The sequence below is a fragment of the Kitasatospora sp. NBC_00374 genome (assembly GCF_041434935.1).
Taxonomy (GTDB): Bacteria; Actinomycetota; Actinomycetes; order Streptomycetales; family Streptomycetaceae; genus Kitasatospora.
On the sequence record NZ_CP107964.1, the window covers coordinates 4,115,949 to 4,140,932 of the forward strand.

Genomic DNA, 24,984 nt, shown 5'->3' on the forward strand with positions numbered 1-24,984 from the left:
GTGACCACCCTGTGACGGTACGACAGGAGGAGCATAGGGTATACGGCAATGCCGCCGCGGAGGGGGCCCCCCCTTCCGGGGCCGGGTCCGCGCGGCATCGACCGTACGGGCGGCTCAGCCGACCAGCCAGGATCCGATCGGCTTGACGGCGCCGGCGCCACCCCCGCCGTCCTTCAGCGCGGCCGCCTGAGCCGGCGACAGCGGCTTGTCCCAGACCTTGATGTGACCGATGACACCCGCCCAGTAGCTGCCCCAGATGCCGTGGTGGCGGTTGCGGCCCAGCTGCAGCGGGCCGGGTCCGGCCCATACCGCGGGGACGGCGGCGGTACCGGCCGGGGCACCGTTCACATACAGCGCGATGGAGTGCTGGTCGGCGTCGTAGACACCGGTGAGCAGCACCCAGGCGCCGACGGTGTTGATGTTGTCGGAGAGCACCTGCACGGCCGTCGCGTCCGCGCCGCCGTCCGCGGTCTGCACCCGGAACACCCAGGACTTGCGCCCGTTGACGTCGTCGCGCCCGAGGTCGAAGGAGTAGGAGATGCCGTCGCCCTGGCTGATCGCGGAGCGCGGGCCCTCCGCCGCCTCGTTGTAGACCCAGGCCGAGACGCTGAAGCTCTTGGCCACGTCGATCACCGGATTCGCCGACTGGGCGAACGAGTTGCCGTTGCTGCGCAGCCTCAGCACGAAGCCGTTCTGCACGCTGCTGACCTGGGCGTCCGGGCCGACCGCCAGGTTGGCCTGGCCGGAACCGTCGGCGAGCAGATTCGGCTGGCCCGGGACGGTCGGCGAGCTCCCGGGCGCACCGGAGGCCGAGGCCGAGCCGCCGGACGCGGAGGCGCTCGGCGAGCCGGTCGCGCTCGGCTTCTCGTTGCCGTTCACGCCCTTGATGACCACGGCGCCCACGCCGACGCCCAGGACGCAGGCCAGCGCGACGATACCGAGGGTCCACAACCGCCGACGCCGACGCGCCTGGGCCGCACCCTGATCGGCCAGCGCCTCCCAGTCCGGCTCGGCCGCGGGATTGCCGAACTGCTGCGGGCCCGGCGAGAACTGGGACTGAGGAGGCTGCTGGAACTGAGGAGGCGCCTGGAAACCGCCCTGTTGCGGAAACTGACCCTGCGGTCCCGGATATCCGTAGCCGGAAACCGGCGCCTGGGGCGGATAACCGTAGCTGCCGGGCGCCGCCGCCCCCGGCCCGGGGTCCTGCGGCGGGACGGCCTCCGGAGGCTGTACCTGGGCCGACACGCGCGGGTCGGGCATGGTGGGCTGGGTGTTCCGCGGGTCCTGCCCGGGGGCGGCGGCCCCGCCCGGGTGTTCCGTGCCGTCAGTCATAGACGGGATGCTAGAACATCAGGCCGCGGAGCCCGATGGCGGATTCGGATAACGACACCAGATCGGAAGAATCCCGCGACCGGCCGCGCCCCTTCCACGGCGCCGCCCCCCACCGGGGTGCTTACCGTCCGCCGCGTCGAACCCCGCCGAGAGAAGGCGGCACACCGAAGTCCGGCCGAAACGGCGAACCACGTCCACGGCCCTGCCCGCAGCCCGCAGCCCGCAGCCCGCAGCCCGCAGCAGCCGACCGGCGACCCGTCTTCCCGGTGCTCCGCGGACCGTGAATTGCGGTCCGATTCCCGCTGCGGCGGCCGGGCCGGGCGATGCCGGAGTGAATCCCTTTCAGCCGCCGGTGCGGGCCTGCACGTGCGGGTTCGGGCATTCGATCGTCCGACGGGACGGGGCTGCGCCGAAATGACCGCGGAATGCGGCCGGGTGATCCCGCCCCGGCCGACCGGCCGGGCCGGAAATCCCCCGACCGTGCTGCCGGGGTACTCCGCGACGCCTCTCACCGGCCCGAGTCCCCGCCCGTGCGTGGCACCGGATCACCGGCGCCCGTCGTCACGGCCTGGTTCTGCGCGTGGTCGATCGACCGGTACACCAGCGTGTGCTCGCCGTCACCGCTCACCGCGGTGACCCGCTTCAGTGCCGTGCCCGGTGGACCACGACACCTGACGGCCCACCACCCGGCGGACCCGGACAACCGCAGGGAGATACCCCGTGCGCCCTCTCCGGCCCACGACGGCGGGGCACGAACGGCAGAGGGTGCGGACGACGGAAGGCCCGGCCGGATTCCTCCGACCGGGCCTTGCCTATTGAGCCGCCTGCGGGATTCGAACCCGCGACCTACGCATTACGAGTGCGTTGCTCTGGCCAGCTGAGCTAAGGCGGCACCGTCGCCGGTCTGTTCCCAGCCCCGAGGGGATGAGCGTCGCACCAACAACGCGGGTCAGTCTACACAGTTTCCGACCGTGATCCGTACCGGCCCCCGCCGGTGTGGCCGGGGCCGCGGCCTCAGGCGGAGGCGACCGCCAGCTTGGCGGCGAACCCCGCGAACAGGACCGCGACGCCTCCGGTCAGTCCGGCGGAGAGCCGCTTGCGGCGGCGGAAGGCGGCGGCGACCTTCGTGCCGGTGAAGATCAGCACGGACAGGTAGAGCAGGCTGAAGCCCTGCAGGATCCCGCCGAGCAGCGTGAAGGAGAGCACCGGCTGCCCGTACCCGGGGTCGACGAACTGCGTGAAGAAGGAGAGCAGGAAGATCAGCGCCTTGGGGTTCAGCAGGCTGATCGCCAGCGCCCTGCCGAACGGCCGCTCGGTGTCGATTCCGGCCGGGCTCGGCGCGCCGTCGCCGCCGCCGTCGGCTGCGGCCGCCCTGCGTTCCCGCCAGAGCTCGCGGGCCGCCCGGCACAGTCCGAAGCCGATCCACAGCAGGTAGGCCGCGCCGCCGAACTTCACCACCGCGAAGACCGCGGGGTTGGCCTTCACCAGGGAGGCGGCCCCCAGCGAAGTGAGGCTTATCAGCGTGAAGTCGCCGACGAAGACACCGGCAGCGGCCCGGTAGCCGGTGCGGATGCCCTTGCGGGCGGCCACGGAGAGGACGTACAGCGAGTTCGGGCCGGGCAGCAGGACGATCACCAGGGCGCCGAGGGTGTACGTCGCGAGGTCGTTGACTCCGAGCACGGATGCGCTCCTACGGCAGACGCGAGAACGGGGGCGCACCATGCTAACCAGAAGGACCGTCAAGCAGAAACGCTCATGACAGCAGCCGGTTCACGCCCTCGGCTCACTTGCTGCAGCGGGTTCCGTTCGCCGGGGCCTCGCCGCCCAGCAGGTAGCGGTTGACCGCCTCGTCGATGCAGTCGCTGCGCCGGCCGTAGGCGGTGTGCCCGTCGCCCTCGTAGGTCAGCAGCCGGCCGGACTCCAGCTGCCCGGCCAGCGACTGGGCCCACGCGTACGGCGTGGCCGGGTCGCGTGTGGTGCCGACCACCACGATCGGGACGGACCCGGCGGCCCGGACGGTGTGCGGCGCGCCGGTCGGCCTGACCGGCCAGTACGCACAGCCCAGCGCCATCCACGCCATGTCCCGGCCGAACCGCGGCGCGACCCGCTCGAAGTCCGGCACCGCGGCCTGCGCCGCCGCCGGGTCGGCGAAGGCCGCCGGCAGGTCGAGGCAGTTGACCGCCATGTTGGCGAACATCAGGTTGGGGTACGAGCCGTCCGGCTCGCGCTCGTAGTAGCTGTCGGAGAGCTTGAGCAGGGCCGTCCCGTCGCCCGCCTTCGCGTCACTGACGGCGCTGCGCAGCTGGGACCAGAGGAACTCCGCGTACATGGCCTGGATGGTGCCGGTGGTGGCCTGCGACTCGGTGAGCGGCCGGCCCGAATCGGTGGGCAGCGGCCGGGCGTCGATCCGCTTGAACAGGTCCGTGAGCTGTCGGCCGGCCTCCTCCTCGGTACGGCCGAGCGGGCAGTCCTCGCGCTTGACGCAGTCCTTGGCGAAGGCCGACCAGGCGGTCTCGAAGCCGGCCGCCTGCCCCTTGTTCCCCCCGACGGCGTCCAGCGACGGGTCCATCGCGCCGTCCAGCACCATCCGGCCGACCCGGGCGGGGTAGAGCCCGGCGTAGGTGGCGCCGAGGAAGGTGCCGTAGGACTTGCCGAGGTAGCTGAGCCGCTCGTCGCCGAGCAGGGCGCGCAGCACGTCCATGTCGCGGGCGGCCTCGACGGTGCTCACGTGTCCGAGCACGGCGCCGGAACGCTGTCGGCAGCCCTCCGCGAACTCCTTGTCGGCGACGACCAGGGCGTCGATCTCGGCCTGGTCGTCGGGGGTGATGTCGACGGCGGTGAAGGCGTCCATCCGGTCGCCGCTCAGGCAGGTGACCGGGCTGGAGCGGCCGACCCCGCGCGGGTCCAGACCGACCAGGTCGTACCTGGCCCGCAGGCCGGGGTCGAAGCTGCGGGCCGAGCCCTCCATGTACTCGACGGCCGAACCGCCGGGGCCGCCGGGGTTGACCAGCAGCGAGCCGAGCCGGCCCGTGCCACCGGTGCTCCGCAGCCGGGCCGCGGTGAGGGTGACGTCGCCGGCGGCCGGGTCCGCGTAGTCGAGCGGGACCTTGAAGGTGGTGCACTCGAACTCGCCGTCACAGCTCTGCCAGCCGAGCTGCTGGGCGTAGTACCGCGCCAGGTTCGGCGGGATCTGCGCCGGGAGCGGTTCCAGCGGGGTCGCCGTGGTCGCACCGGGAGCCACCGCGGCCGGGCCGCGGCCGTCCGAGGAGGAGCCCGAGCCGTCGGCGGGCCCCGGGACTCCACCGCCGGCGGTGCACCCGGCCGCGAGCAGCAGGCTCACGGCGGCGGCCACGGGGACGGACCTTCGCAGGGGCAGCCTGGCAGCTCGCATGGTGTGTCTCTCTCTTCGACCTCGTCGGCCTTCATCGACCTTCGACGCGGGTGCCGGGCCCGGTGGCGGTCGACCCCGTGCCCACCGGCCGTCCGGGGTGCTCACCCGCCGGCTGCCCCGAGCGTAGCGGGCGGGCCCGGGACCTGCCGGGTCACCGGCAACCGGACGGGGAACAGCACCCGGTCGCCGCGCATCCGGCGCAAGGCGGCGCGGGCGGCACAGGCGGCACGGGGACACACGCGTCACAGGGCGGCACAGGCAGCGCGGATGACACCCGCGCAGTCGGCTCAGGCGGGCTTGGCCAGGCTCTCCGCCAGGTACTGCACCGCGACCCGGACCAGCCGCAGCCGCTCCCCCGCGGGCGCGAAGTCCTGGACGATGTCGGAGATCCTCACGTCGGCCCTGGCCGCCGGCCCCTTGCCCGCGTGCAGCGCGCTCTGCAGCTTCCGCGCACTGGCCACGCCCTCCCCGTCGGCCTTGGCGGCGGCGAGCAGCAGCCGGGCCGCGGTGTTCTGCGGGGCCTCGGTTCCGGCCTGGGTGAGGGCGGGGGCGTCGTAGCGGCCGGAGACCGCGGCGGCGGCGCCGTACAGGTCGGGCCGGGTCAGCCCGGCAGCGGCGGCGCACGGGGCCCCGCCTTCGAGGCCGAGCACCCCCCAGCCCGCGGGCCCGGCCGGCAGGGTACGGAAAGCGCCCGTCACGGCGGTGCGCAGGGCCGCGTCGTCGGCGACCGCCTGCGGTGCGGCGGCGACCAGGTCGCAGGGGTGGCCGGTGCCGTTCGGTGCCTCGGGGGCCACCACCACGAACGGGTTGGCCTTGCCGAGCTGCACCGCGGACGCCACCCCTTCGAACACCTCGGGCCGCTCGACGTCGGCGGTCCGGCCGGCGGTGCCGGAGTGCAGCACGATCACCGGGAACGCCGTCTTCGGCTGCTCCTGGTACTGGGCCGGCAGCCAGACCCGCACCGAGCGGGGGCGGCCGTCGGGAGCGGCCACCACCGCCTGCAGCAGTTCTCCGCCGGCCGGGTGGCCGACGGACTCGAAGTGGGTGACCACCGGCGGCAGCTCCGTGGCGGTCGGCCGGGCGCTGCTCGCCACCGGCGGCGCGGCCGGTTGCGGCCCGGCGTCGGGCCCGGACTCCTCGGCCGCGCTCCAGGTCGGCCGACCGCCGAGGGCCACCGCGACGGCCAGCGCGGTCACGCAGATCACGCAGACCACCGCGGCGCCGGCCCGCAGCAGCACCGGCCGCTGCTCGGCGGTGATCTCGTACGTCTGCGCGGCCCGCAGGTCGCGCCAGCGCAGCAGGGCGGCCCGGGCCAGCCAGCCGGCGGCCACCGCCGAGATCACCAGGGGCACCATGAGGAGCGGACGGGGCATGGGCGCACCACCTCGGAGGAGGACCGGCCGCCGGTACCGCGGCGGGCTCAGCCCTCAGGGTGCACAACGCGCCGCCCGGGCGGGCCCGGGCCGTACGGGCGGCGGGCGACGTTCACTCGAACGAGCGAGCCGAGGGGCGCGGGCGGCCGCGACCGCTCGGCAGCCGCGGCACGACCGGCCGGTCGCCCGGGTACCGAGGCACGGGCAAACCGGAGTCGAGCACGTACGGCGGGTCGGGCAGGTACGGCGGTCGGGCAGGTACGGCGGTCGGGCAGGTACGGCGCGCCGCGTGGGCTCAGCCGGCCCGGAGCGCCACCGTCATCGCCTCGACCGCGAGCAGCGGGTCGACGTTGCGGTCCAGCGCGCGCCGGCACTGCAGGACGGCCTCGATCCGGCGCAGGGTCTGTTCGGGCGCCCCCGCCGCCGCGACCTTGCCGACGGCCGGGCGCTGGTCCTCGTTGGCCAGCGGCCCGGTGGCGCCGAACTGGACGGCGAGGACGTCCCGGTAGAAGCCGAGCAGGTCGTTCAGGGCGGTGCCGAGGGTCTCCCGTCGGGTGCGGGTGGCCCGGCTCTTCTGCCGCTTCTCCAGGTCCTTGACCGCGCCGGCCATCCCGCGCGGCGCCCGGCTGCCCTCGGCCGCGCCGTACGCCGCCCTGAGGTCGCCGGTCTCCTTGGCGTCCTGGGTCTCGGCGAGCGCGTCCGCGTCCGCCTTGGCCGTGTCCACCAGCCGCTGCGCGGCGGTCAGGCATCCGCCCAGGTCGGCGACGTCCAGGGGGATCCGCAGGACGTCCGCGCGCCGGGCCCTGGCCTGGTCGTCCACCGCCAGTCGGCGGGCCCGGTCGATGTCACCCTGGCCGGCCAGCGCCGCGACCCGCGCCGTCTCGGGCTCGACGCCGTCGCGGCGGACCAGCATGTCGGCCACCGCCTCGGCCGCCGGGGTGCGCAGCACCAGCAGGCGGCTGCGCGAACGGATCGTCGGCAGCACGTCCTGGACGGAGGGGGCGCAGAGCAGCCAGACCGTCCGGGGCGAGGGCTCCTCGACGCCCTTGAGCAGGGCGTTGGCCGCGGCCTCGGTGAGTCGGTGCGCGGCGTCGATCAGGATCACCGACCAGCGGCCGCCGGTCGGGTAGCTGGACGCGCGGAGCACCAGCTCGCGCATGTCGCCGACGCCGATCGACAGCCCGTCCGTGCGGACGTACTTCACGTCCGCGTGGCTGCCCGCGAGGACGGTGTGGCAGCCGTCGCAGAATCCGCAGCCGGGTGTGCCGCCGAGCTCCAGGTCGGGGCTGGTGCACTGGAGCGACGCGGCGAAGGCCCGGGCCGCCGTGGTCTGCCCGGCCCCGGGCGGGCCGGTGAACAGCCAGGCGTGCGTCATCAGGGAGGCGTTCGCCGCCGGATCGGCCGCACCGCCGCCTCGGCCGGCCGCAGCCGTCGCCCGCGCGGCCCGGGCGGCTGCCTGCAACTGCTCCACCACCCGGTCCTGACCGACCAGGTCGTCCCACACACTCACGCCGCGCTCCCTGCCGCCGACCCCGTCCGCCACCGAGCCTAACGCCCGCCCAGGACACCGCTCCGCCACCGGGCGCCGGCGGGGACGGGTCCGGCCCCGGCGCGGGTGCGCCGGGGCCGGACCTCTCACTGCCGGACCGCCTAGTCCTTGCGGCGCTTGCGGAAGATGCCGCGCGGCGCCTCGGGCTCGGTCTGCTGGTCCTCGGGCTCCCAATGCGCCCACTCGTCGCGGGAGCCGAGGAGGGTGTCGGTGAGGCTCGGCAGGTCGTCCATCGGCGTCTCCTCCGCCCAGTCCGGGCGCGGGCGCGACTCGACGGCCGGCAGCTCCCGGGTGGACTCGGGCTCCTCCGCGGGCGGCTGCGCGGGCTCGTCCCGCCACAGGCCCGGGGGCACCCGGTCCGGCGCCGGACCGGCACCGGCCGCGGCGGTCGGGGGCACCGGCGGCAGCACGGCCGTCTCGTCGGCTGCGGGCACCTTCGGCAGCACGGCGGTGGCGTCCGCGGCGGGCACCTTCCGCAGGACCGCGGTGGCGTCGGCGGCGGGCACCTTCGGCAGCACCGCGGTCTCGGCCGCCGCCGGGGCGGACCTGCGGGCGGCCTCGGCGGCCGCCCGGATCGCCGCCCGGCGCGCCTCCTCCGTGATCTCCTGGGTGATCTCGGCCTCGCCCGCGGGCTCGGTCGACACCTGCGGCAGCTCGGCCGTCACGGCCTCCGGCCGGGCGGACCCGGCCGCGTCGGCACCCGCCGTCACCGCTGCCGCGGCAGCCGTGGCGGCCGCCGCTGCGGCAGCGTCGGCCTCGGCCTTCAGCCGGGCCTCCTCCGCGCGCTGCAGGGCCTCCTCCGCCCGTCGACGCTGCTCGGCCCGCTGCAGCTCGCGCTGCCGCTGGATCTCGGCCTGGGCCGCGGCCTCCGCCTCCCGGCGCTTGCGCTCCTCGGCCTCGACCGCCAGCCTGGCCGCCTCGGCAGCCTGACGCGCGGCCTCCACCTCGGCCCGCAGCCGGGCCTCCTCCGCCTCCTTGAGCCGGGCCTCCTCGGCGGCCTTGCGGGCGGCCTCGGCGGCGATCCGCTCGGCCTCCAGCTTGGCGAGCCGGTCCTTCTCGGCCTGCTCCGCGCGCAGCTGCTCCAGCAGCTCCTGCCGCTTGCGCTCGGCCTCGGCCAGCTCGGCCTGCTGGCGGGCCTCCTCGGCGGCGCGCCGGGCGGCGTCCTCACGGGCGAGGCGATCCTGCTCGGCCTTGGCGGCGCGCTCCTGGTCGGAGAGCGGCAGCTCCCGGTCGAGCCGGTGGCGGATCGCGGTGGTCACCAGGGCGGGCTGCTGGCTGCCGTCGACGACCAGGTAGCGGGACGGGTCGGCCGCGGCCAGCGCGAGGAAGCCGGCCCGGACCCGCTGGTGGAACTCGGTGGGCTCGGACTCCAGCCGGTCCAGCGCCTCGGTGAAGCGCTCGCGGGCAGCCCCGGGGTCGACGTCCAGCACCACGGTGAGGTCGGGGACGAGTCCGCCGGTCGCCCAGCGCGAGATCCGGGCGACCTCGGTGGCGGCCAGGTCGCGGCCGGCCCCCTGGTAGGCGATCGAGGAGTCCATGTACCGGTCGGTGATCACCACGGCGCCGCGGGCGAGCGCCGGGCGGATCACGTTCTCGACGTGCTCGGCCCGGTCGGCGGCGTAGATCAGCGCCTCGGCACGGTGCGAGAGTCCGGTGTTGCCGACGTCCAGCACGAGCGCGCGCAGCCGCTGTCCGATCGGGCTCCCGCCGGGTTCGCGGGTCAGCACCACCTCGTGGCCCTTGCTGCGGATCCACTCCGCCAGGGCCTGCGACTGGGTGGACTTGCCGGCGCCGTCGCCGCCCTCCAGGGCGATGAAGAAGCCGGTACCGGTGGTGCGGTGCGGGGCGATCGTGCTGGAGCCGCGCAGCGCCTGCACCAGCTCGCGGCCGAGCGGCACGCTCCCGCGCCGGTCGTCGGTCTTGAGCAGCACCACGGCGGCCAGCACCAGGGTGAGCAGGCCGGCGGTGGAGACCGCCAGCGCGGCGCCCCCGTGGATGAAGGTGAAACCGCCCGGCCGGACCTCGCCGTACTGGACCTCGCCGTAGACGGCGGCGATCAGCGGCAGTCCGACCAGCGCGGCGGCCACCACGGCCCGCAGCACCGCGTACAGGTGCTCGGTGACCTTGGGCAGCCGCGACTCCTCGATCTCCTGCGCGAGCAGCGTACGGCCGGTGGCGACGACCACCCCGGCCGCCAGCCCGGCCAGCACGGTGAGCAGCAGCACCAGGACGAAGTCCAGCACCAGCCCGGCCAGGATCAGCGTGACGCCCTCGACCAGCAGCGCCAGCGCGAGCAGCCGCCGGCGGGAGAGCGCCGGCAGGGTGGCCCGGGTCAGCCGGATGCCGAGGGCCGGAGCCCCGGCGGCGGCGAGGACCAGCAGGCCGTACCCGATCGGGCCGGCCCGGTGGTCGAGGGCGGTGAGCAGACCGAGCGCGCTGACACCGGCCATGGTGGCGTAGGCGGCGGCGACCGCGAAGGTGAAGTAGGGGGCGGATCCGGTGCGGCCCTTGCGCAGCGCCGAGCCGCCGGGGGCGGCGTCGACGGGCGCGCGCAGGCCCTGCAGCGGGGACCGCGGGGCGACCGGGCCGGCGGACGGCAGCTGCTGGAGGTAGATCAGCACGGCGGAGCCGGCGAACAGCAGCGCGGCGCCGACGGCCGCCGAGGTCACCTGGTTGAGCCGCAGCCAGTCGGAGGCGACCGCGGCGAAGACGTTGTTGAGCAGGGTGAACGCGACCAGCGCGGTCGCGGCGAGCGGGATGGTGGCCCAGCCGGTCCGGGCGTCCAGGGTCCGCACCGCGTCCAGGCTGGCGTCCGAGGGGCGCCGCTCGGCGGCCGGGGCGTACGGGTCGGCGGCGGGCAGCAGGCCGGGGACGGCCGCGGCCTTGCCGATCGTCCAGACCCGTTCGGCCGCTCCGGTCACGAAGACGGTGGCGAGCAGCGCCCAGACCGCCGAGTCGGCCGTCCAGGTGACCCACCAGGGGGCGATGCCGATCAGCACGGCTCGCAGCGCGTCGGCGCCGAACAGGGTCCAGCGGCCGTCCATCCGGGCGACCAGCTTGTGCACCGGGCCCAGCAGCGCCGCGCCGAACAGCAGGGTGGCGAGCAGCCTGGCCCCGAACACGGCGGCCAGCGCGAGCGCGAACTGGCGGTACCCGGACCCGGACCCGAACTGGCCGCCCAGCACGGCGGCGACCACCGTCAGGGGCGCCAGCACCAGCAGGCCGAGCCGGTCGGCCGTCCCCCCGACCAGCTGGGCCGTCCACAGCCGGCGGTACGGGCGCAGCCGCAACAGGGCCCGGGCCCGCTCGCCGGGTGTGCCGGCCGGGGCCACGGGTGGCAGGGCGTGCACGCCAGTGCGGTTGGTGGGCTGCTCCTCGCTCGTCATACCGTCAGGGTAGCGGTCAGGGCAGGCGCCAGTAGGGGTGCGGGCCCTGTGAGGCGGCCTCATGACAGGGTTGTGACGCACCGCGGGCCCGCACCGACGGTGCGGGCCCGCGATTCGAACAGGATCAGCTCTCCTCGGACTCCGAGGGGGCCTGGCCGGCGGCGGTCGTCGCCGCCGTGGCGGTCTTCTTGGCGGCCGCCTTCTTCGCCGTGGCGGTCTTGGCCGTCGCGGTCTTGGCGGTGGTCGTCTTCTTCGCGGCGGTCTTCTTCGCGGTGGTCTTCTTCGCCGCCGTCTTGGTGGCCGCCGCCTTCTTCGCGGGGGCCTTCTTGGCGACCTTCTTCACCGGCCCGCGGGCCCGCTTCTCGGCCAGCAGCTCGTAACCGCGCTCCGGCGTGATGGTCTCCACGTCGTCGTCCTTGCGGAGCGTCGCGTTGGTCTCGCCGTCCGTCACGTACGGGCCGAACCGACCGTCCTTGACGACCACCGGCCGCTCGCTGACCGGGTCGTTGCCGAGCTCCTTGAGCGGCGGCGCGGCGGCGGCCCGGCCGCGCGCCTTGGGCTGGGCGTAGACCGCCAGCGCCTCGTCGAGGCTGACGGTGAACAGCTGGTCCTCGCTGGTCAGCGAGCGGGAGTCGGTGCCGCGCTTGAGGTACGGGCCGTAGCGGCCGTTCTGCGCGGTGATCTCCTGGCCCTCGGCGTCGACGCCGACCACGCGCGGCAGCGAGAGCAGCTTCAGCGCGTCGTCGAGGGTGACGGTGTCCAGCGTCATCGTCTTGAAGAGCGAGGCGGTCCGCGGCTTGACCGCGTTCTTTCCGGTCTTCGGGGTGCCCTCGGGCAGGATCTCGGTCACGTACGGGCCGTAGCGGCCGTCCTTGGCGACCAGCATGTTGCCGCTGACCGGGTCGGCCCCCAGCTCGAAGTCACCGCTGGGCTTGGCCAGCAGTTCCTCGGCAAGCTCGACGGTGAGCTCGTCCGGCGGCATCTCGTCCGGGATGTCGGCGCGCTGGCCGGGCTCGCCCTCCACCTGGGAGGCCTTCTCGACGTACGGGCCGTAGCGGCCCACCCGCAGGGTGATCTCGTCGCTCAGCGGGAACGAGCTGATCTCCCGGGCGTCGATCGCGCCGAGGTCGGTGACGAGCTCCTTCAGTCCGCCGAGGTGGTCGCCGTCGCCGTTGCCGGCGTCGGCGGCGCCGCCGGCCGGCAGCCCCTCGCCCTCACCGAAGTAGAAGCGCTTCAGCCACGGGACGGACTGGGCCTCGCCCGCGGCGATCCGGTCGAGGTCGTCCTCCATCCGGGCGGTGAAGTCGTAGTCGACCAGCCGGCCGAAGTGCTTCTCCAGCAGGTTCACCACGGCGAACGAGAGGAAGGAGGGGACGAGCGCCGTGCCCTTCTTGAAGACGTACTTGCGGTTGATGATCGTGTCGATGATCGACGCGTACGTCGACGGGCGGCCGATCTCGCGGTCTTCCAGCTCCTTGACCAGCGAGGCCTCGGTGTAGCGAGCCGGCGGCTTGGTCGCGTGGCCCTCCGGGTTGAGCCGGTCGGCGGCCAGCGGGTCGCCCTCGGTGACCTGGGGCAGCCTGCGCTCGCGGTCGTCCAGCTCGGCGTTCGGGTCGTCGGCGCCCTCGACGTAGGCCTTCAGGAAGCCGTGGAAGGTGATGATCTTGCCGGAGGCGGAGAACTCGGCGTCCCGGCCGTCCGAGGCCCGGCCGCCCACCTTGACGGTGACCGACTGACCGACGGCGTCCTTCATCTGGGAGGCGACGGTACGCATCCAGATCAGCTCGTACAGCCGGAAGTCGTCGCCGCCCAGGCCGGTCTCGGCCGGGGTGCGGAAGCGGTCGCCGGAGGGGCGGATCGCCTCGTGCGCCTCCTGGGCGTTCTTCACCTTGCTGGCGTAGGTGCGCGGCGCGTCCGGCAGGTAGTCGGCCCCGTAGAGCTGGGTGACCTGGGCGCGGGCGGCGGCGACGGCCGTCTCGGAGAGCGTGGTGGAGTCGGTACGCATATAGGTGATGAAGCCGTTCTCGTACAGCTTCTGGGCCACCTGCATGGTCCGCTTGGCGCCGAAGCCCAGCTTGCGGCTGGCCTCCTGCTGGAGCGTGGTGGTGCGGAACGGCGCGTACGGCGAGCGGCGGTACGGCTTGGACTCGACGCTGCGGACGGCGAAGGCCGTCTGCTCCAGGGCGGCGGCCAGCCCGCGGGCGGCCTGCTCGTCCAGGTGCATGGTGTTCGCGGTCTTGAGCCGGCCGTCCTGGCCGAAGTCCCGGCCGGTGGCGACCCGCTTGCCGTCGACGGAGACCAGCCGGGCGCCGAACGTCTCGGGGTTGGCCGCGTCCACGGCGGTCCGGCCGGTGCCGAAGGTGCCGACCAGGTCCCAGTACGAGGCGGACCGGAACGCCATCCGCTCCCGCTCGCGCTCGACCACCAGGCGGGTCGCGACGGACTGCACCCGGCCGGCCGAGAGCTTCGGCATGACCTTCTTCCACAGCACCGGCGAGACCTCGTAGCCGTAGAGGCGGTCGAGGATGCGGCGGGTCTCCTGGGCGTCGACCAGGCGCTGGTTCAGCTCGCGCGGGTTGCGCACGGCCTCCTGGATCGCGTCCTTGGTGATCTCGTGGAAGACCATCCGGTGCACCGGCACCTTGGGCTTGAGCACCTCCCGCAGGTGCCAGGCGATCGCCTCGCCCTCGCGGTCCTCATCGGTGGCGAGGAAGAGCTCGTCGGACTCGGCGAGCAGCGACTTCAACTTGGTGACCTGGGACTTCTTGTCCGCGTTCACCACATAGATGGGTGCGAAGTCGTGGTCGACGTCGACCCCCAGGCGGCGCACCTCGCCGGTGTACTTGTCCGGGACCTCGGCAGCCGTGCCGGGCAGGTCGCGGATGTGCCCGACGCTGGCCTCGACGATGTAGCCGGGGCCAAGGTAGCCCTTGATCGTCTTCGCCTTGGCCGGCGACTCGACGATGACGAGTCGCTTGCCGTGCGCGGTCTCGCTGCTCGGGGACACCTTCGCTCTTCTCTCCCGGTCGTTATCTCTGCTGGCGGCGCGGCCGACACGAGGGAGGGATTTCGCCCGACCCTCCCTCCTTTCCCGCCAGAGGACAGGAGGGGCACATCGCCCGGAGGCAGTCGCTGTGCGACGGCCCCACCAGCGGAGTGTGACCGTACCCTGGCCACCCTTGTCAAACGGACGGATCCAGCTTTTTCACTTGCTAGGCCGACCGACGCCACTCGAACGGTAACCCGATGCCGAGCCTTTGCGCTGCGCAGATGGGGCTTTCATCCTCCGAGCAGGCCGCTGGAAGTGCCTCGGCGGCCGGATTCGGCACACCGATGGCTGACGGGCGCTCAGCCCGGCGCCCGGTCGGTGGGGCGCTGCGCTCCACGGGTCGGGCGCGGCGGAAGGCCTGCCCGGAAAGCCCGGCACGGGTCACCGGCGGGGCGGGCGAGCGGGGCCGGGGCCGGGGCCGGGTCAGCGGAGGACCGCGGCTCCGAGCAGGCTGAGCCCGCCGGCCAGGGCGCTGGTGCCGAGCAGCGCCCAGAACAGGTCGCTGAGCAGGGCGGGAGCCGCGTCCGCACCGGCCAGCACCACCCGGTCGGGCCGCCGCGCGTCGTAGGCGATCTGGACGTTCGTCCCGGGCCGCAGCCGCGCCGGGCGGCGCAGCGGGGTGTGCCCGCGGGGCCGGGCCAGGACGGTTCCGGCAGGCGGCGCGGCACCGGGCAGGACGGCACCGGCGGGCCGCTCGGTGTCGGGGACGGCCCGCAGCGGCACGCCGTCGGGCCGGCCCGTCACCGAGTACGACAGCAGCGGTGCACTGTCCAGCTCGCCGAAGGCGTCGCCGTAGGGTTCCAGGTGCGGGACGCCGTGGCGGTCGCCATCCGCCACGACCCGTGCGGTGACCCGGACACCGTGCCTACGGAGGCGGTGGCGAAGGCGCAGTTCCACGGCGCACCAGAGCAGGAGTGCGCTGCCGAACAGGGTGAGCACGACCCCCGCCGCCCATGCCGTCGGAACCTCCACCCCTGCCCCCTCGCCCGTCGCCCACAAGCCTGTGGACCGACAGTCGCAGGCCACGGACAACCCCGGACTGACGTTCGACATACGCTGGGGAACGCCGAGGCCACCGGAAGGTGAACACCCGGCCCGGGGCCGGTGCGTGCACCCGGCCCTGGGGTCGGAGCGTGCACCCGGCCCTGCGGGCACACCGGCCGGGCGGCCGCGCCGAGCCGGGCCGAGCCCGCCGAGCGGGCCCGACCGGCGGTCAGCCCGCCGGTCAGCCGGTGGTAGCCGGTCGCCGGCCGGTGGTCAGCCCGCGGTCAGCCGGTGACCGGCTCGATGAAGCCCTGCTCGGTCAGCATCCGCAGCGACTCCGGCACCCGGTCCCGCAGCACCACCCGCTCCTCGCCGAGCAGTTGCGCGATCGCATCGATGATCTCGCCGGCCGCCAGGGTCCCGTCGCAGACGCCCACGAACCCGGCGCCGACCGTGTCCACCTTGGTCGCCCTGCGCATGCCCCGGTTGTGACGGAGGATCACATGCTCGGGGTCGTCCGCCCCCGGTGCGCCCACCTGCTCCTGGACCACCTCGTCGGCCAGCACGTACTTGGCCGCCAGCAGCGCGGCGTCGTCGTGCGTCCGCAGGAAGTCCTGCCGGGCGAACCAGCGGTCGATGTGCGGGCCGAGCGGCTGCTCGACCGGGTGCGGCCACTCCTCGATCCGTACGGCCGGATCGGCGGCCCCACCGGCCCGCAGGGTGATCCAGCCGAAACCGATACCCTCGACCTCGGCCGCCTCGAACGCGTCCAGCCACTGGGCGTAGCGGTCCTGGTAGTCGGAGCCGGGTCCGCGGTGGTCCCCGCCGTCGCGCAGCCAGAGCTCCGCGTACTCGGCGATGTCCTGAACCTGACGCTGCACCACCCAGGCGTCCAGCCCCGTCCCGGCCACCCAGCCGGCCAGCCGGTCGTGCCAGTCCTCGCCCTTGACGTGCTGCCAGTTCGCCAGCAGGTGGCAGTAGCCGCCTGGCTCCAGGTGGGTCACGGCGTTGCGGACCAGGGTGCGGCAGAGCTCGTCCCCGGCCATGCCGCCGTCGCGGTAGACGAACCGGCTCCCGGGCGAGATCACGAACGGCGGGTTGGAGACGATCAGGTCGAACTTCCGCCCGGCCACCGGCTCGAACAGGCTGCCCTCGACGACCTCGACGTCCGCGAAACCGGAGAGCGCCAGGGTCAGCCGGGTGAAGTGCAGGGCACGCGGGTTGAGGTCGGTGGCAGTGACCCGCTGGGCGTGGCGAGCCGCGTGCAGCGCCTGCACACCGGAGCCGGAACCGAGGTCCAGCGCCGACCCGACCGGCCGACGGACGGTCAGATTGGCCAGCGTGGTGGAGGCTCCGCCCACGCCGAGCACCAACTCCTTGCGCACCACCCCGGCGGCCGTCTCCCCGGAGCCGATCCCGCCGGCGCCGCCGACGGCGCAGCCCAGGTCGGACACCACCCAGGCGTCCGCGCTGTCCAGCCCGGCCACCTCGTTGGCGTAGGGGCGCACGTCGACGGTGGCCCGCAGCTCGTCGCCGTCCCGCCGCAGCCAGCCGTCGGCCAGGCAGTGCTCCACCGGAAGCGCCGCGGCGCCGGCGGCGTACGGCACGGGCTGCTGCAGCAGGAACAGGCGCACCAGCGTCTCCAGCGGCGTGCCGCCACGGGTCGCCCGGAGGGCGGGCACCGCCTCGCTGCGGGCCAGTGCCGCGTAGCCGGTGGGCCCGAGCAGGTCCAGGCAGCCGTCGGCGGTGAAGGAAGCGGCGAGCAGCGCCTCGCGGAGTTCGGCGAGGCGGGCGGGGTCAAGAGCGGGGCTACTGGTCACCCCGCCATTGTCCCCCGCCACCGTCGGCGGGCCGCCCCGCGACCGTCCGGCGCGGGCGGCTCGACTCGCGGACGCGCAGTCGCCTCAGCTCGCGGACGCGGTCGGGGAGGCGGGGGCCGCCGACGATGCGGGCGCGGAGGAGGCCGGGGTGGCGTTGGACGACCCGGCGGGAGCGGGCGCGGAGTCAGTGCCCTGCGGTGCGGGCGAGCCGGAACCGGCGGGCGCCGAAGAGGCCCCTGGCGCGCCGGTACCCGTCGTCCCGGTGCCGGGGGCGGCGTCGGGGGTCGCGGCCTTGCACCCCGGCTGCTTCTTGAGCGCGTCGCCCAGCTCGCCGCTCTGCAGGCGGTTCATCGCCTGGGTGGAGAGCCGGGAGAGCCGCTGCACCTGGTCCCCGACGCTGCGCAGACCGTCCGCGAACTTCGCCCGGTCGGCGTTGGACAGCCCGTCGAGCTTCTTCTGTGCGTCCTGGTAGCCCTGGGCGGCCTGCTTCAGCTCACCGACCGCGTTCTGCTGGACCGTCGCGCCGTCGTCGACCTTCGGCGCGCCGGCCTTGTCGATGGCGTCCGCCAGCTCCTGGTTGGTCTTCCCGAGTGCGGCCAGGTCCGCGGAGAGCCGCTTCTGGAGATCGGCCGGTGCCTCCTCGGGCTGCACCACGGCGGTGTCCGCGAGGGCGGTCCGGGACTGCGCGATCGGCGCCTGGGCCGCATCACACACGCCCTTGGCCCATGTGCCCAGCTGGGCGGTGTTGTCATCGCTGCACGCGGCCGCGCCGAGCGCGAGAACCACCCCGAGTGCGGACGCGGCCAGCAGTCGCTTGTTCACCAGTGGGCCCTTTCGGCGGTCCGGGTCATCGACCTGCGAACCTACACGCCCGCCCGCCCCCACCGCACCGGCCGGTCCCGGGCAGCGGCAGGCGCGGGGACTGGGCCGGGTCGGGGACCGAGGCCGGGACCGGTCCGGGGACCATGGCAGGGATCAGCGGCAGGAGCAGGTCGGGCAGGCCAAAGCCGCAGCTCAGGCCCGCTCGACCCGGATCGGGTCACCGTTGCGCACGGTCCGCAGGATCTGGGCATCGCCCTCCAGCTCCCCGAGGACGTTGCACGGGCCGGCCAGCCGGCACTCGCCGCCGCGCGAGATCGGCGTGGGCCCGTACGGGAGCGCCAGACTGTCCCCGTCGGTCCAGAACGCCACCGTGCCCGGCTCGACGACCTGCTGGGCGTCAGCCTCCGTGGTGACGCTGACGGGGGTGCCGAAGTAGACCTCCTCACCCCAGGTGTTCGCCGAGGAACTCATCGGCAGGGCGGCCCAGAGGGCCTCCGAGGTGGGGGTCGCGCGCATCAGCGCGGTGGCCTGCCCGGCAGGCCAGAGAATGCGTATCCGCATGGGGGTCTCTCTCCCGTACGTGGTGAAACCTCACCGATCGCACCGGAGAGCAGGGAACCCCTGCTTCAACAATTTGTCAATCCATGTCGGGGAAGCCGGTCAGGCCGGTATGCGGGAGTGCGCCCGGGGGTCGGGCCGCCCGGAGCGGACCGGCCCCGGCTCCAAGGACTCAGCCCTCAGGACTCTGGCCTCTGGCCTCTGGCCTCAGGCCTCAGGCCTCGACCGAGACGTTGGCGATCGGCCAACTCATCCGAATCAGGCCGCCCTCGGCGCCGTTCCCCACCTCGACGTCCTCGACGAGCCCGGTGATCACTGCGAGGCCGAGATCGTCCTCACCGGCTTCCGGCTGCGCGCCGTCGGATGTCGGACCGATCGGGCCGGCCTCGTCCTCGACCTCGATGAGGAAACGCTTCTCCAGCTCGGTCAACGCGACCCGGACCGTCCCCTCGACGCCACCGCGCTGGTGCAGACCGACCGCACGCGAGCAGGCCTCACCCACCGCGAGGCGGACCTCGTCCAGAACCGACTCGTCGACCCCGACGCGTCTCGCCACGGCAGCCGCCACCAGGCGGGCCGTGCGCACGTGCTCGGGGAGCGCGCTGAATCGAAGTTCGACGGTTGCCATCTATCCCCCTCCGGGGTTACTCCCCGTGACTGGGCCGGAGCACGCCGGCTCTCGACCACCACACGGGCAGTGTCGGCCTCCCGGGCCGGCGGGAACGCGGACAGCGTCCCCGCCGACACACGAGAAGCGATCAGTCGGTCGATCAGTCGGTCGCCGAGACAGCCTCGTCCACCGAGGTGTGGATCGGGAACACCTTGGTGAGACCGGTGATCCGGAAGATCTTCAGGATGCGCTCCTGGTTGCACACCAGGCGGAGCGAGCCCTCATGCGCCCGGACCCGCTTGAGGCCACCGACCAGCACGCCGAGACCGGTCGAGTCCAGGAAGTCAACGCCCTCCATGTCGACGACCAAGTGGTAACTGCCGTCGTTGACGAGCTCGACCAGCTGCTCACGCAGCTTCGGGGCGGTGTACACATCGATCTCGCCGCCAACCTCGACGACCGTGCGATCGCCGACTGTACGGGTCGACAGGGACAGGTCCACGGAACCTCCAGCACCTTGCCTTGCTACGTCATTGCGATCTTCGGCCAGGTGGCCGCCACCGCGTGGTCGCAGGCCAGGGGCGTAGCAAGCCGTGGCTCGGCCTCGGCACTGCGACCCTCGGCCATGCGGCCGTCACGGCCTCATTCAACCACCTGTGACCATGCCCGCACGATGGCTTGGGGCGATTCTCCGTCACGCCGGTGACACACTGGGTCCTCATGCCGCCCCGTCAACACCAGCCCGAGGCTCTGCTCGCGACCCTGTCCACCGACCGGGGCCGGTCGGACCGCCTCACCCATACGGAGCATCTGCCCGCCCGCGCCGCCCGTTACGCACCCTGGCCTGAGGGAATCCGAACCGAGGTGGTGGAGGCTGCCGCGGCACTCGGGGTGACCGAGCCGTGGGCCCACCAGGCAGAGGCGATGCGACTGGCCGCATCGGGACAGACGGTGGTGATCGCCACCGGCACCGCCTCGGGCAAGTCGCTCGGTTATCTGGCGCCCGTGCTCAGCGATTTGCTGGACGGCACCGAGGCCCCCAACGGCCGCGGCGCAACGGCGCTCTACCTGGCCCCGACCAAGGCCCTGGCCGCCGACCAGCGACGGCGGGCCGCCGAACTGGTGCCCGGCCGGGTGCGGGTCGCGCTCTACGACGGCGACACTCCGGGAGAGGAACGCGAGTGGGTCCGCCAGTACGCCTCGTACGTGCTGACCAATCCGGACATGCTGCACCGGAGCATCCTGCCTGCCCATCCCCGCTGGGCCTCCTTCCTCAAGGCGCTCTCGTACGTGGTCATCGACGAGTGCCACAGCTATCGCGGTGTCTTCGGCTCCCATGTCGCCCAGGTGCTCCGGCGGCTGCGGCGCCTGTGCGCCCGCTACGGCTCCACCCCGACCTTCCTGCTCGCCTCGGCCACCACCGCCGAACCCGCCGCCACGGCGCAGCGGCTGACCGGGCTGCCCGCGGTCGCCGTGACCGACGACGCCTCTCCCCGCGGGCCGCTGGTCTTCGGCCTCTGGGAGCCACCGCTGACGGAGAACGTCGGCGAGCACGGCGCCCCGGTCCGCCGCACCGCCACCGCGGAGGCCGGGTACCTGCTGACCGAGCTGGTCGAGAGCGGCACGCGGACGGTCGTCTTCGTGCGTTCCCGACGGGGCGCGGAGCTGGTCGCCCTGCAGGCCCAGGACCAGCTCGGCAGCCCTCTGGCCGGTCGGGTCGCCGCCTACCGGGGCGGCTACCTCGCCGAGGAGCGCAGGGCCATCGAGCGCGACCTGCAGTCCGGTCGGCTGCTCGGGCTGGCGTCCACCTCCGCGCTGGAACTCGGTGTGGACGTGTCGGGCCTGGACGCCGTCCTGATGGCGGGCTACCCGGGTACCCGGGCCTCGTTGTGGCAGCAGGCCGGACGGGCGGGTCGCGAGGCACAGGGCGCGCTGGCCGTGCTGATCGCCCGAGACGACCCGCTGGACACGTACCTGGTGCACCATCCGGAGGCACTCTTCGCGACCCCGGTCGAGGCCACCGTGCTGGACCCGGACAACCCACACGTCCTGGCCCCGCACCTGTGCGCCGCCGCCGCCGAGCTCCCGCTGACCGAACCGGACCTCGCGTTGTTCGGGCCGTCCACCGGACCGTTGCTGCCCGTGCTGGAACAGCGCGGGCTGCTGCGGCGGCGCGGCGACGGCTCCTGGTACTGGACCCGCCGCGAGCGCGCCGTCGACCGGGTGGACCTGCGGGGCAGTGGGGGCAGCCCGGTGCAGATCGTGGAGGCACCGACCGGCCGGCTGCTCGGCACCGTGGACGCCGCAGCCGCACACACCACCGTCCACACCGGCGCCGTCCACCTGCACCAGGGCCGCACCTACCTCGTCCGCGACCTGGACCTGGAGACCTCCGTCGCCCTGGTCGAGCAGGCCGACCCGCCCTACACCACGGCGGCCCGCGACATCACCTCCATCTCCGTCCTGTCCACCGACACCACCGAGCCCTGGGGGGAGGCCCGGCTCAGTTTCGGGTCGGTGGAGGTGGTCAACCAAGTGGTCGGGTACCTGCGCAAGCGGATCGCCACCGGGGAGATCCTGGGCGAGAGCAAGCTCGACCTCCCGCCCCGGACACTGCGCACCCGGGCGGTCTGGTGGTCGGTCACCGAGGACCAGCTGCTGGACGCCGACATCCCGATCGACCAGCTGCCCGGCGCTGCCCACGCGGCCGAGCACGCCTCGATCGGCCTGCTTCCGCTCTTCGCCACCTGCGACCGGTGGGACATCGGTGGGGTGTCGGTACCGCTCCACCCCGACACCGGCCTGCCGACGGTCTTCGTGTACGACGGCCACTCCGGCGGAGCCGGCTTCGCCGAGCGCGGGTTCCGGCGCGCCGTGGAGTGGCTGACCGCGACCCGGGACGCCATCTCCGCCTGCGAGTGCGAGCGCGGCTGCCCGTCCTGCGTGCAGTCACCGAAGTGCGGCAACGGCAACGACCCGTTGGACAAGGCCGCAGCCGTGAGGCTGCTCGGGATCCTGCTGGCCGGGGCTCCGCGTCCGCCCGCCGCGGAGCGCGGTGACCGATCGGACACCCTTCCGCCGGGTGTGGGTCGGCCGGGCGACTGATCCACATCCACCCCTCGCCGCACGGTGCGCGGCGGACGGCTCCGGCGACCGGCCGCCGGCCGGGCCTGTGCAGCCACCGGGGCCGTCCCGGTCTCCTCCGCCGGCTCGTTCGCCTCCGCAGTCGGCGTCCACACCGGTCCGGCGCGGGCGCGTGCCCTGGCGGGCCCGATCGGCACGGACAGCCCCCGCACCGCGACTTGGACCGTCACGTCCACGCTGTCCTCGTCGGCCCCGTCGGTCCCGTCGGTCCCGCCGACCGACGGCGAGCAGGACACCAGCTCGGCCCTGTGCAGTACGGCGATCTCCGCAGCCCTCGCACAGCCGCCGTCAGGGTCGATCAACAGCCGGTCCGCCGCGGCGAGTGCCGCCAGGTCGGCCGCCGACTCGGCGCGGTGGCGCGCGGCCACGACGGCCCCGACCTCCAGGCTGACGGCGAAGACCACACAGCCGAGCATGGCCAGTCCGACCAGCCAGACCGAGGCCGAGCCACGGTCCCCCGGCGTTTCCCGCAGGCGGCGGACGTCGGGGAGGGCCCGAGGTGTCCATGATCTCAGGACGGCCACAGGCCACCTCCCTCGTCCGATGTGCCGAGCACGTCCTCGCGGGCCGCCACCGCCGTCGCCCGCAGCCGGACGGAGAGCGCCGCGCCGAGACTCCCGGGCCCCGGGCACGGTGCCTCTACCGTCACGCTGACCGTCCGGCTGTCCTGGACGAGCTCGACGGAGGCGCCGGCAGGCGCCGCGGCGCGGGCGAGCGCTGCCGCATCGGGATCCCCTCGGGCCGCCGCCCGGGCAGCCACCCGGGCGGCGTCCACACAGCGGATCTGGCCGGCCGCGGCCACCACGCCCCAGAGGAGCATCGCGGTGAGTAGTACCAGGGCCGGCAGGGCCACCGCGGTCTCGGCCGTCACGAACCCGGCGTCGCCCTTGGCCGCACGCTTGCGGATCCGGTGCTTCCACGTGCTCCGGTCACACCGCATGGAGCGCCCGGTCCAGCACTCCCGACAGGGCATCGGTGACAGTCCCGCTGGTCACCACCCGGTAGAGGATCGCCGCGAAGGCACAGGCAGCGACCGTCCCGATGGCGTACTCGGCCGTGGTCATGCCCGCATCCCGGCCGCCACCTCGCAGCCTTCGCACCCTGGCACGCAGCCAGGCGGCACGATGGCCAAGAAGGTGACGGACGGGGTGCAGGCGGTTGTTCTGGGTCGAGGTCACGAGTGGACTCCTTCACAGGCGAGGTGCGGGCAGGGTGGAGGGCGCTGGGTGGAGGAGGTGCGTGCGTGGAGGGCCGCACGGGGAGGGGAAGAGCAGCAGCTCGCCGGGCATCGCAGCTGCAGTCGGGGACCCGGAGGCCGCGCGGACCGTCGGTCACAGCCGCTGGGTGAAGTGCGCAGTCAGCCCGATCACCACGGGTACGACGCCGATGAGGACGAAGGCCGGCAGGAAGCAGGCGCCCAGCGGTGCGGTCGCCAGCACACCGGCCCGGCGCGCCCTGGTGTGAGCCGCGCGGCTCGCCGCCGCCCGATGGGCGTGCGCAAGGCCGCTGAGAGCCTCGACCGGCGGGGCGCCGCTGAGGCTGGTTCGGACGAGGCATCGGGCCAGCGGGGCGAGTGGCGGACAGTCGACTGCGAGCTGCCCCCAGCCGGCCTCCGGGGAAGCGCCCAGGGAGAGCTGGGCCACCACGGCTTCCAGCCGCGAGCTCATGGGCGCGTCCACGCTTCGGGCCACCGCTGCGACGGCCTGGTCCGGCGCGGGGCAGGATCCCAGGCAGGCCGCCAGGAGATCTGCTGTCAACGGGAGTTGCCGGACCAGCCTGTCCTGCTCGCGCGCGGCCCGACGCGCGGCCGGCGACCGCGCCCTGGGCATCCACCGCCAGAGCGCGACACCCGTCATCACGCCGACCGGGACGCCGACCGAGAGCCCGAACACCACCGGCGCGACGAGCGCGGCGACCAGGGGCACCAGCCGGTCGGGCGGGGGCATCCGCTGGAGCCGCGCTGCCCCTGCCCAGCGGGACCGTGCAGAAGACCAACGAGGTGTCCGTGCCAGGGAGGGCAGGCATCTCCCCAGGCGGCCTCTGGCCTCCCGGTGCCTGACGGTGTGTCGGAGTCCGGCGGCCGCGCCGACGACCCCGGCCAGCACGACCAGCAGCACCGGCGCCACCGGGAAGCTCTGCCGCCCGAACGGTGCGGGCGGCAGTGACAGATCGGTCACGTGCCCACTCCCAACGCCGCCGCACGGGTGCGTGAGAGCCCGCATGCGAGCGCCTGGTGCCGCTGTTTCTCCCCTGCGCGACGGCCTCGCACCTCCGGCACCTCCGGCAGGTCCGGCAGGTCCTCCGCAGCCCGCACGATGCGCGAGGTCCACCACAGACCCGCCGCCTCCAGCAGCACCCCGCCCAGCAGGCACCCCAGGCCTGCCGGGGTGTGCAGGAGGATCCGTACGGGCTGCGCGCCGAGCGCGAGCCCGAGCAGCGTCCCGACCAGCGGCAGTGCGGCGAGCATCACGGCCGTGGTCCGCGGGCCCGCGAGCTCGCCTGCGATCTCCTCAGCCAGCGCGCGCTCTGCGCGGAGCGCGTCCGCCACCTGGTCCAGCCCTGCCGCCAGGCTCGTCCCGCTCGCGGTGGTGACCTGCCAACAGGCGGCGACGGCGGCAGCACCCCGCCCGCCGGGCAGCTCGGCCGCGAGTCGCAGGGCGGCGGGAACGTCCGCCCCGTACCGGGCCGCCGTGAGCCGCGCCGTGGGCTCCGCCCCGAGCGTTTGCCACAGGTGCGGCCCTGACCGTGAGATCACCACGTTCAGTGCCTGCTCAGCCGTCGCGCCGCTGCGCAGTTCTGCGGACAGCCCCACGCAGAGCTCGATCACTGCCGCGGCCCGACGGCGGGCCTGCGCCACCGTATTTCGGCGGCGACGCCACCGGTACAGCGGCCGGACGCCTGCGAGGGCCCCCAGCACCGGCACGACGGAGTCGGTGAGCTCCCCGAGGGCCAGGCCCACCGGCAGC

Annotated in this window: 18 protein-coding genes, 1 tRNA gene and 1 pseudogene; 1 reads left to right on the top strand and 19 read right to left on the bottom strand. The window is 74.2% G+C overall.

Annotation, left to right across the window (positions count from 1 at the left end):
• Window positions 1-114: 114 nt before the first annotated feature.
• From OG871_RS18505 to bldG, 14 genes are all read right to left on the bottom strand, one after another.
• Complete coding sequence (locus OG871_RS18505) at window positions 115-1,332, bottom strand: LamG-like jellyroll fold domain-containing protein (RefSeq protein WP_371497947.1); 1,218 nt, start codon at window positions 1,330-1,332, stop codon at window positions 115-117.
• A gap of 818 nt (window positions 1,333-2,150) precedes the next feature.
• Window positions 2,151-2,224, bottom strand: a tRNA-Thr gene (locus OG871_RS18510).
• Between the two features lie 122 nt (window positions 2,225-2,346).
• A complete protein-coding gene (leuE, locus tag OG871_RS18515) occupies window positions 2,347-3,012 on the bottom strand; it encodes a leucine efflux protein LeuE (RefSeq protein ID WP_371497949.1) in 666 nt (221 codons plus the stop codon).
• A gap of 103 nt (window positions 3,013-3,115) precedes the next feature.
• The gene (locus OG871_RS18520; protein WP_371497951.1) at window positions 3,116-4,723 is read right to left on the bottom strand and encodes an alpha/beta hydrolase; all 1,608 of its coding nucleotides are present in this window, start codon (window positions 4,721-4,723) and stop codon (window positions 3,116-3,118) included.
• A 287-nt stretch (window positions 4,724-5,010) separates the two neighbouring features.
• Window positions 5,011-6,096 carry a hypothetical protein gene (locus tag OG871_RS18525; RefSeq protein WP_371497953.1) on the bottom strand — a complete coding sequence of 362 codons (1,086 nt, stop codon included), beginning with the start codon at window positions 6,094-6,096 and terminating at the stop codon, window positions 5,011-5,013.
• A 295-nt stretch (window positions 6,097-6,391) separates the two neighbouring features.
• Window positions 6,392-7,606 carry a DNA polymerase III subunit delta' gene (locus OG871_RS18530; protein WP_371497955.1) on the bottom strand — a complete coding sequence of 405 codons (1,215 nt, stop codon included), beginning with the start codon at window positions 7,604-7,606 and terminating at the stop codon, window positions 6,392-6,394.
• A 140-nt stretch (window positions 7,607-7,746) separates the two neighbouring features.
• Window positions 7,747-11,031 carry a dTMP kinase gene (tmk, locus tag OG871_RS18535; RefSeq protein WP_371497957.1) on the bottom strand — a complete coding sequence of 1,095 codons (3,285 nt, stop codon included), beginning with the start codon at window positions 11,029-11,031 and terminating at the stop codon, window positions 7,747-7,749.
• Between the two features lie 124 nt (window positions 11,032-11,155).
• On the bottom strand, window positions 11,156-14,038 hold the full coding sequence (topA, locus tag OG871_RS18540; RefSeq protein ID WP_371497958.1) for a type I DNA topoisomerase: 2,883 nt from the start codon (window positions 14,036-14,038) through the stop codon (window positions 11,156-11,158).
• A 465-nt stretch (window positions 14,039-14,503) separates the two neighbouring features.
• A complete protein-coding gene (locus tag OG871_RS18545; protein WP_371497960.1) occupies window positions 14,504-15,052 on the bottom strand; it encodes a DUF3592 domain-containing protein in 549 nt (182 codons plus the stop codon).
• Between the two features lie 296 nt (window positions 15,053-15,348).
• Window positions 15,349-16,884 (bottom strand): methyltransferase, encoded by a 1,536-nt coding sequence (locus OG871_RS18550; RefSeq protein WP_371497962.1) that lies wholly within the window; start codon window positions 16,882-16,884, stop codon window positions 15,349-15,351.
• An 84-nt stretch (window positions 16,885-16,968) separates the two neighbouring features.
• Window positions 16,969-17,706: a small secreted protein gene (locus OG871_RS18555; protein WP_371497964.1), complete on the bottom strand. Its 738-nt coding sequence runs from the start codon at window positions 17,704-17,706 to the stop codon at window positions 16,969-16,971.
• A 192-nt stretch (window positions 17,707-17,898) separates the two neighbouring features.
• Window positions 17,899-18,267 carry a cyclophilin-like fold protein gene (locus OG871_RS18560; RefSeq protein WP_371497966.1) on the bottom strand — a complete coding sequence of 123 codons (369 nt, stop codon included), beginning with the start codon at window positions 18,265-18,267 and terminating at the stop codon, window positions 17,899-17,901.
• Window positions 18,268-18,478: 211 nt separating this feature from the next.
• Window positions 18,479-18,892, bottom strand: a complete 414-nt coding sequence (locus OG871_RS18565; protein ID WP_371497968.1) for an ATP-binding protein — start codon at window positions 18,890-18,892, stop codon at window positions 18,479-18,481.
• A gap of 142 nt (window positions 18,893-19,034) precedes the next feature.
• Entirely contained in the window at window positions 19,035-19,376 is a 342-nt protein-coding gene (gene bldG / locus OG871_RS18570; protein WP_109448826.1) for an anti-sigma factor antagonist BldG, read from the bottom strand.
• A 218-nt stretch (window positions 19,377-19,594) separates the two neighbouring features.
• On the opposite strand from bldG, the gene OG871_RS18575 reads away from it, so the two are divergent.
• Window positions 19,595-21,979 carry a DEAD/DEAH box helicase gene (locus OG871_RS18575; RefSeq protein ID WP_371497970.1) on the top strand — a complete coding sequence of 795 codons (2,385 nt, stop codon included), beginning with the start codon at window positions 19,595-19,597 and terminating at the stop codon, window positions 21,977-21,979.
• A gap of 146 nt (window positions 21,980-22,125) precedes the next feature.
• On the opposite strand, the pseudogene OG871_RS18580 reads toward OG871_RS18575, so the two are convergent.
• From OG871_RS18580 to OG871_RS18600, 5 genes and pseudogenes are all read right to left on the bottom strand, one after another.
• Window positions 22,126-22,542 (bottom strand): annotated as a pseudogene (locus OG871_RS18580) (Rv3654c family TadE-like protein); the annotation flags it as partial.
• Window positions 22,530-22,958: a TadE family type IV pilus minor pilin gene (locus OG871_RS18585; protein WP_371497973.1), complete on the bottom strand. Its 429-nt coding sequence runs from the start codon at window positions 22,956-22,958 to the stop codon at window positions 22,530-22,532. The pseudogene OG871_RS18580 and the gene OG871_RS18585, both read right to left, overlap by 13 nt.
• Entirely contained in the window at window positions 22,948-23,130 is a 183-nt protein-coding gene (locus OG871_RS18590) for a DUF4244 domain-containing protein (RefSeq protein ID WP_371503353.1), read from the bottom strand. The genes OG871_RS18585 and OG871_RS18590 overlap by 11 nt, the downstream gene beginning before the upstream one ends.
• A gap of 219 nt (window positions 23,131-23,349) precedes the next feature.
• A complete protein-coding gene (locus tag OG871_RS18595) occupies window positions 23,350-23,964 on the bottom strand; it encodes a type II secretion system F family protein (protein ID WP_371497975.1) in 615 nt (204 codons plus the stop codon).
• Window positions 23,965-24,191: 227 nt separating this feature from the next.
• Window positions 24,192-24,977: a type II secretion system F family protein gene (locus tag OG871_RS18600; protein WP_371497977.1), complete on the bottom strand. Its 786-nt coding sequence runs from the start codon at window positions 24,975-24,977 to the stop codon at window positions 24,192-24,194.
• Window positions 24,978-24,984 lie beyond the last annotated feature (7 nt).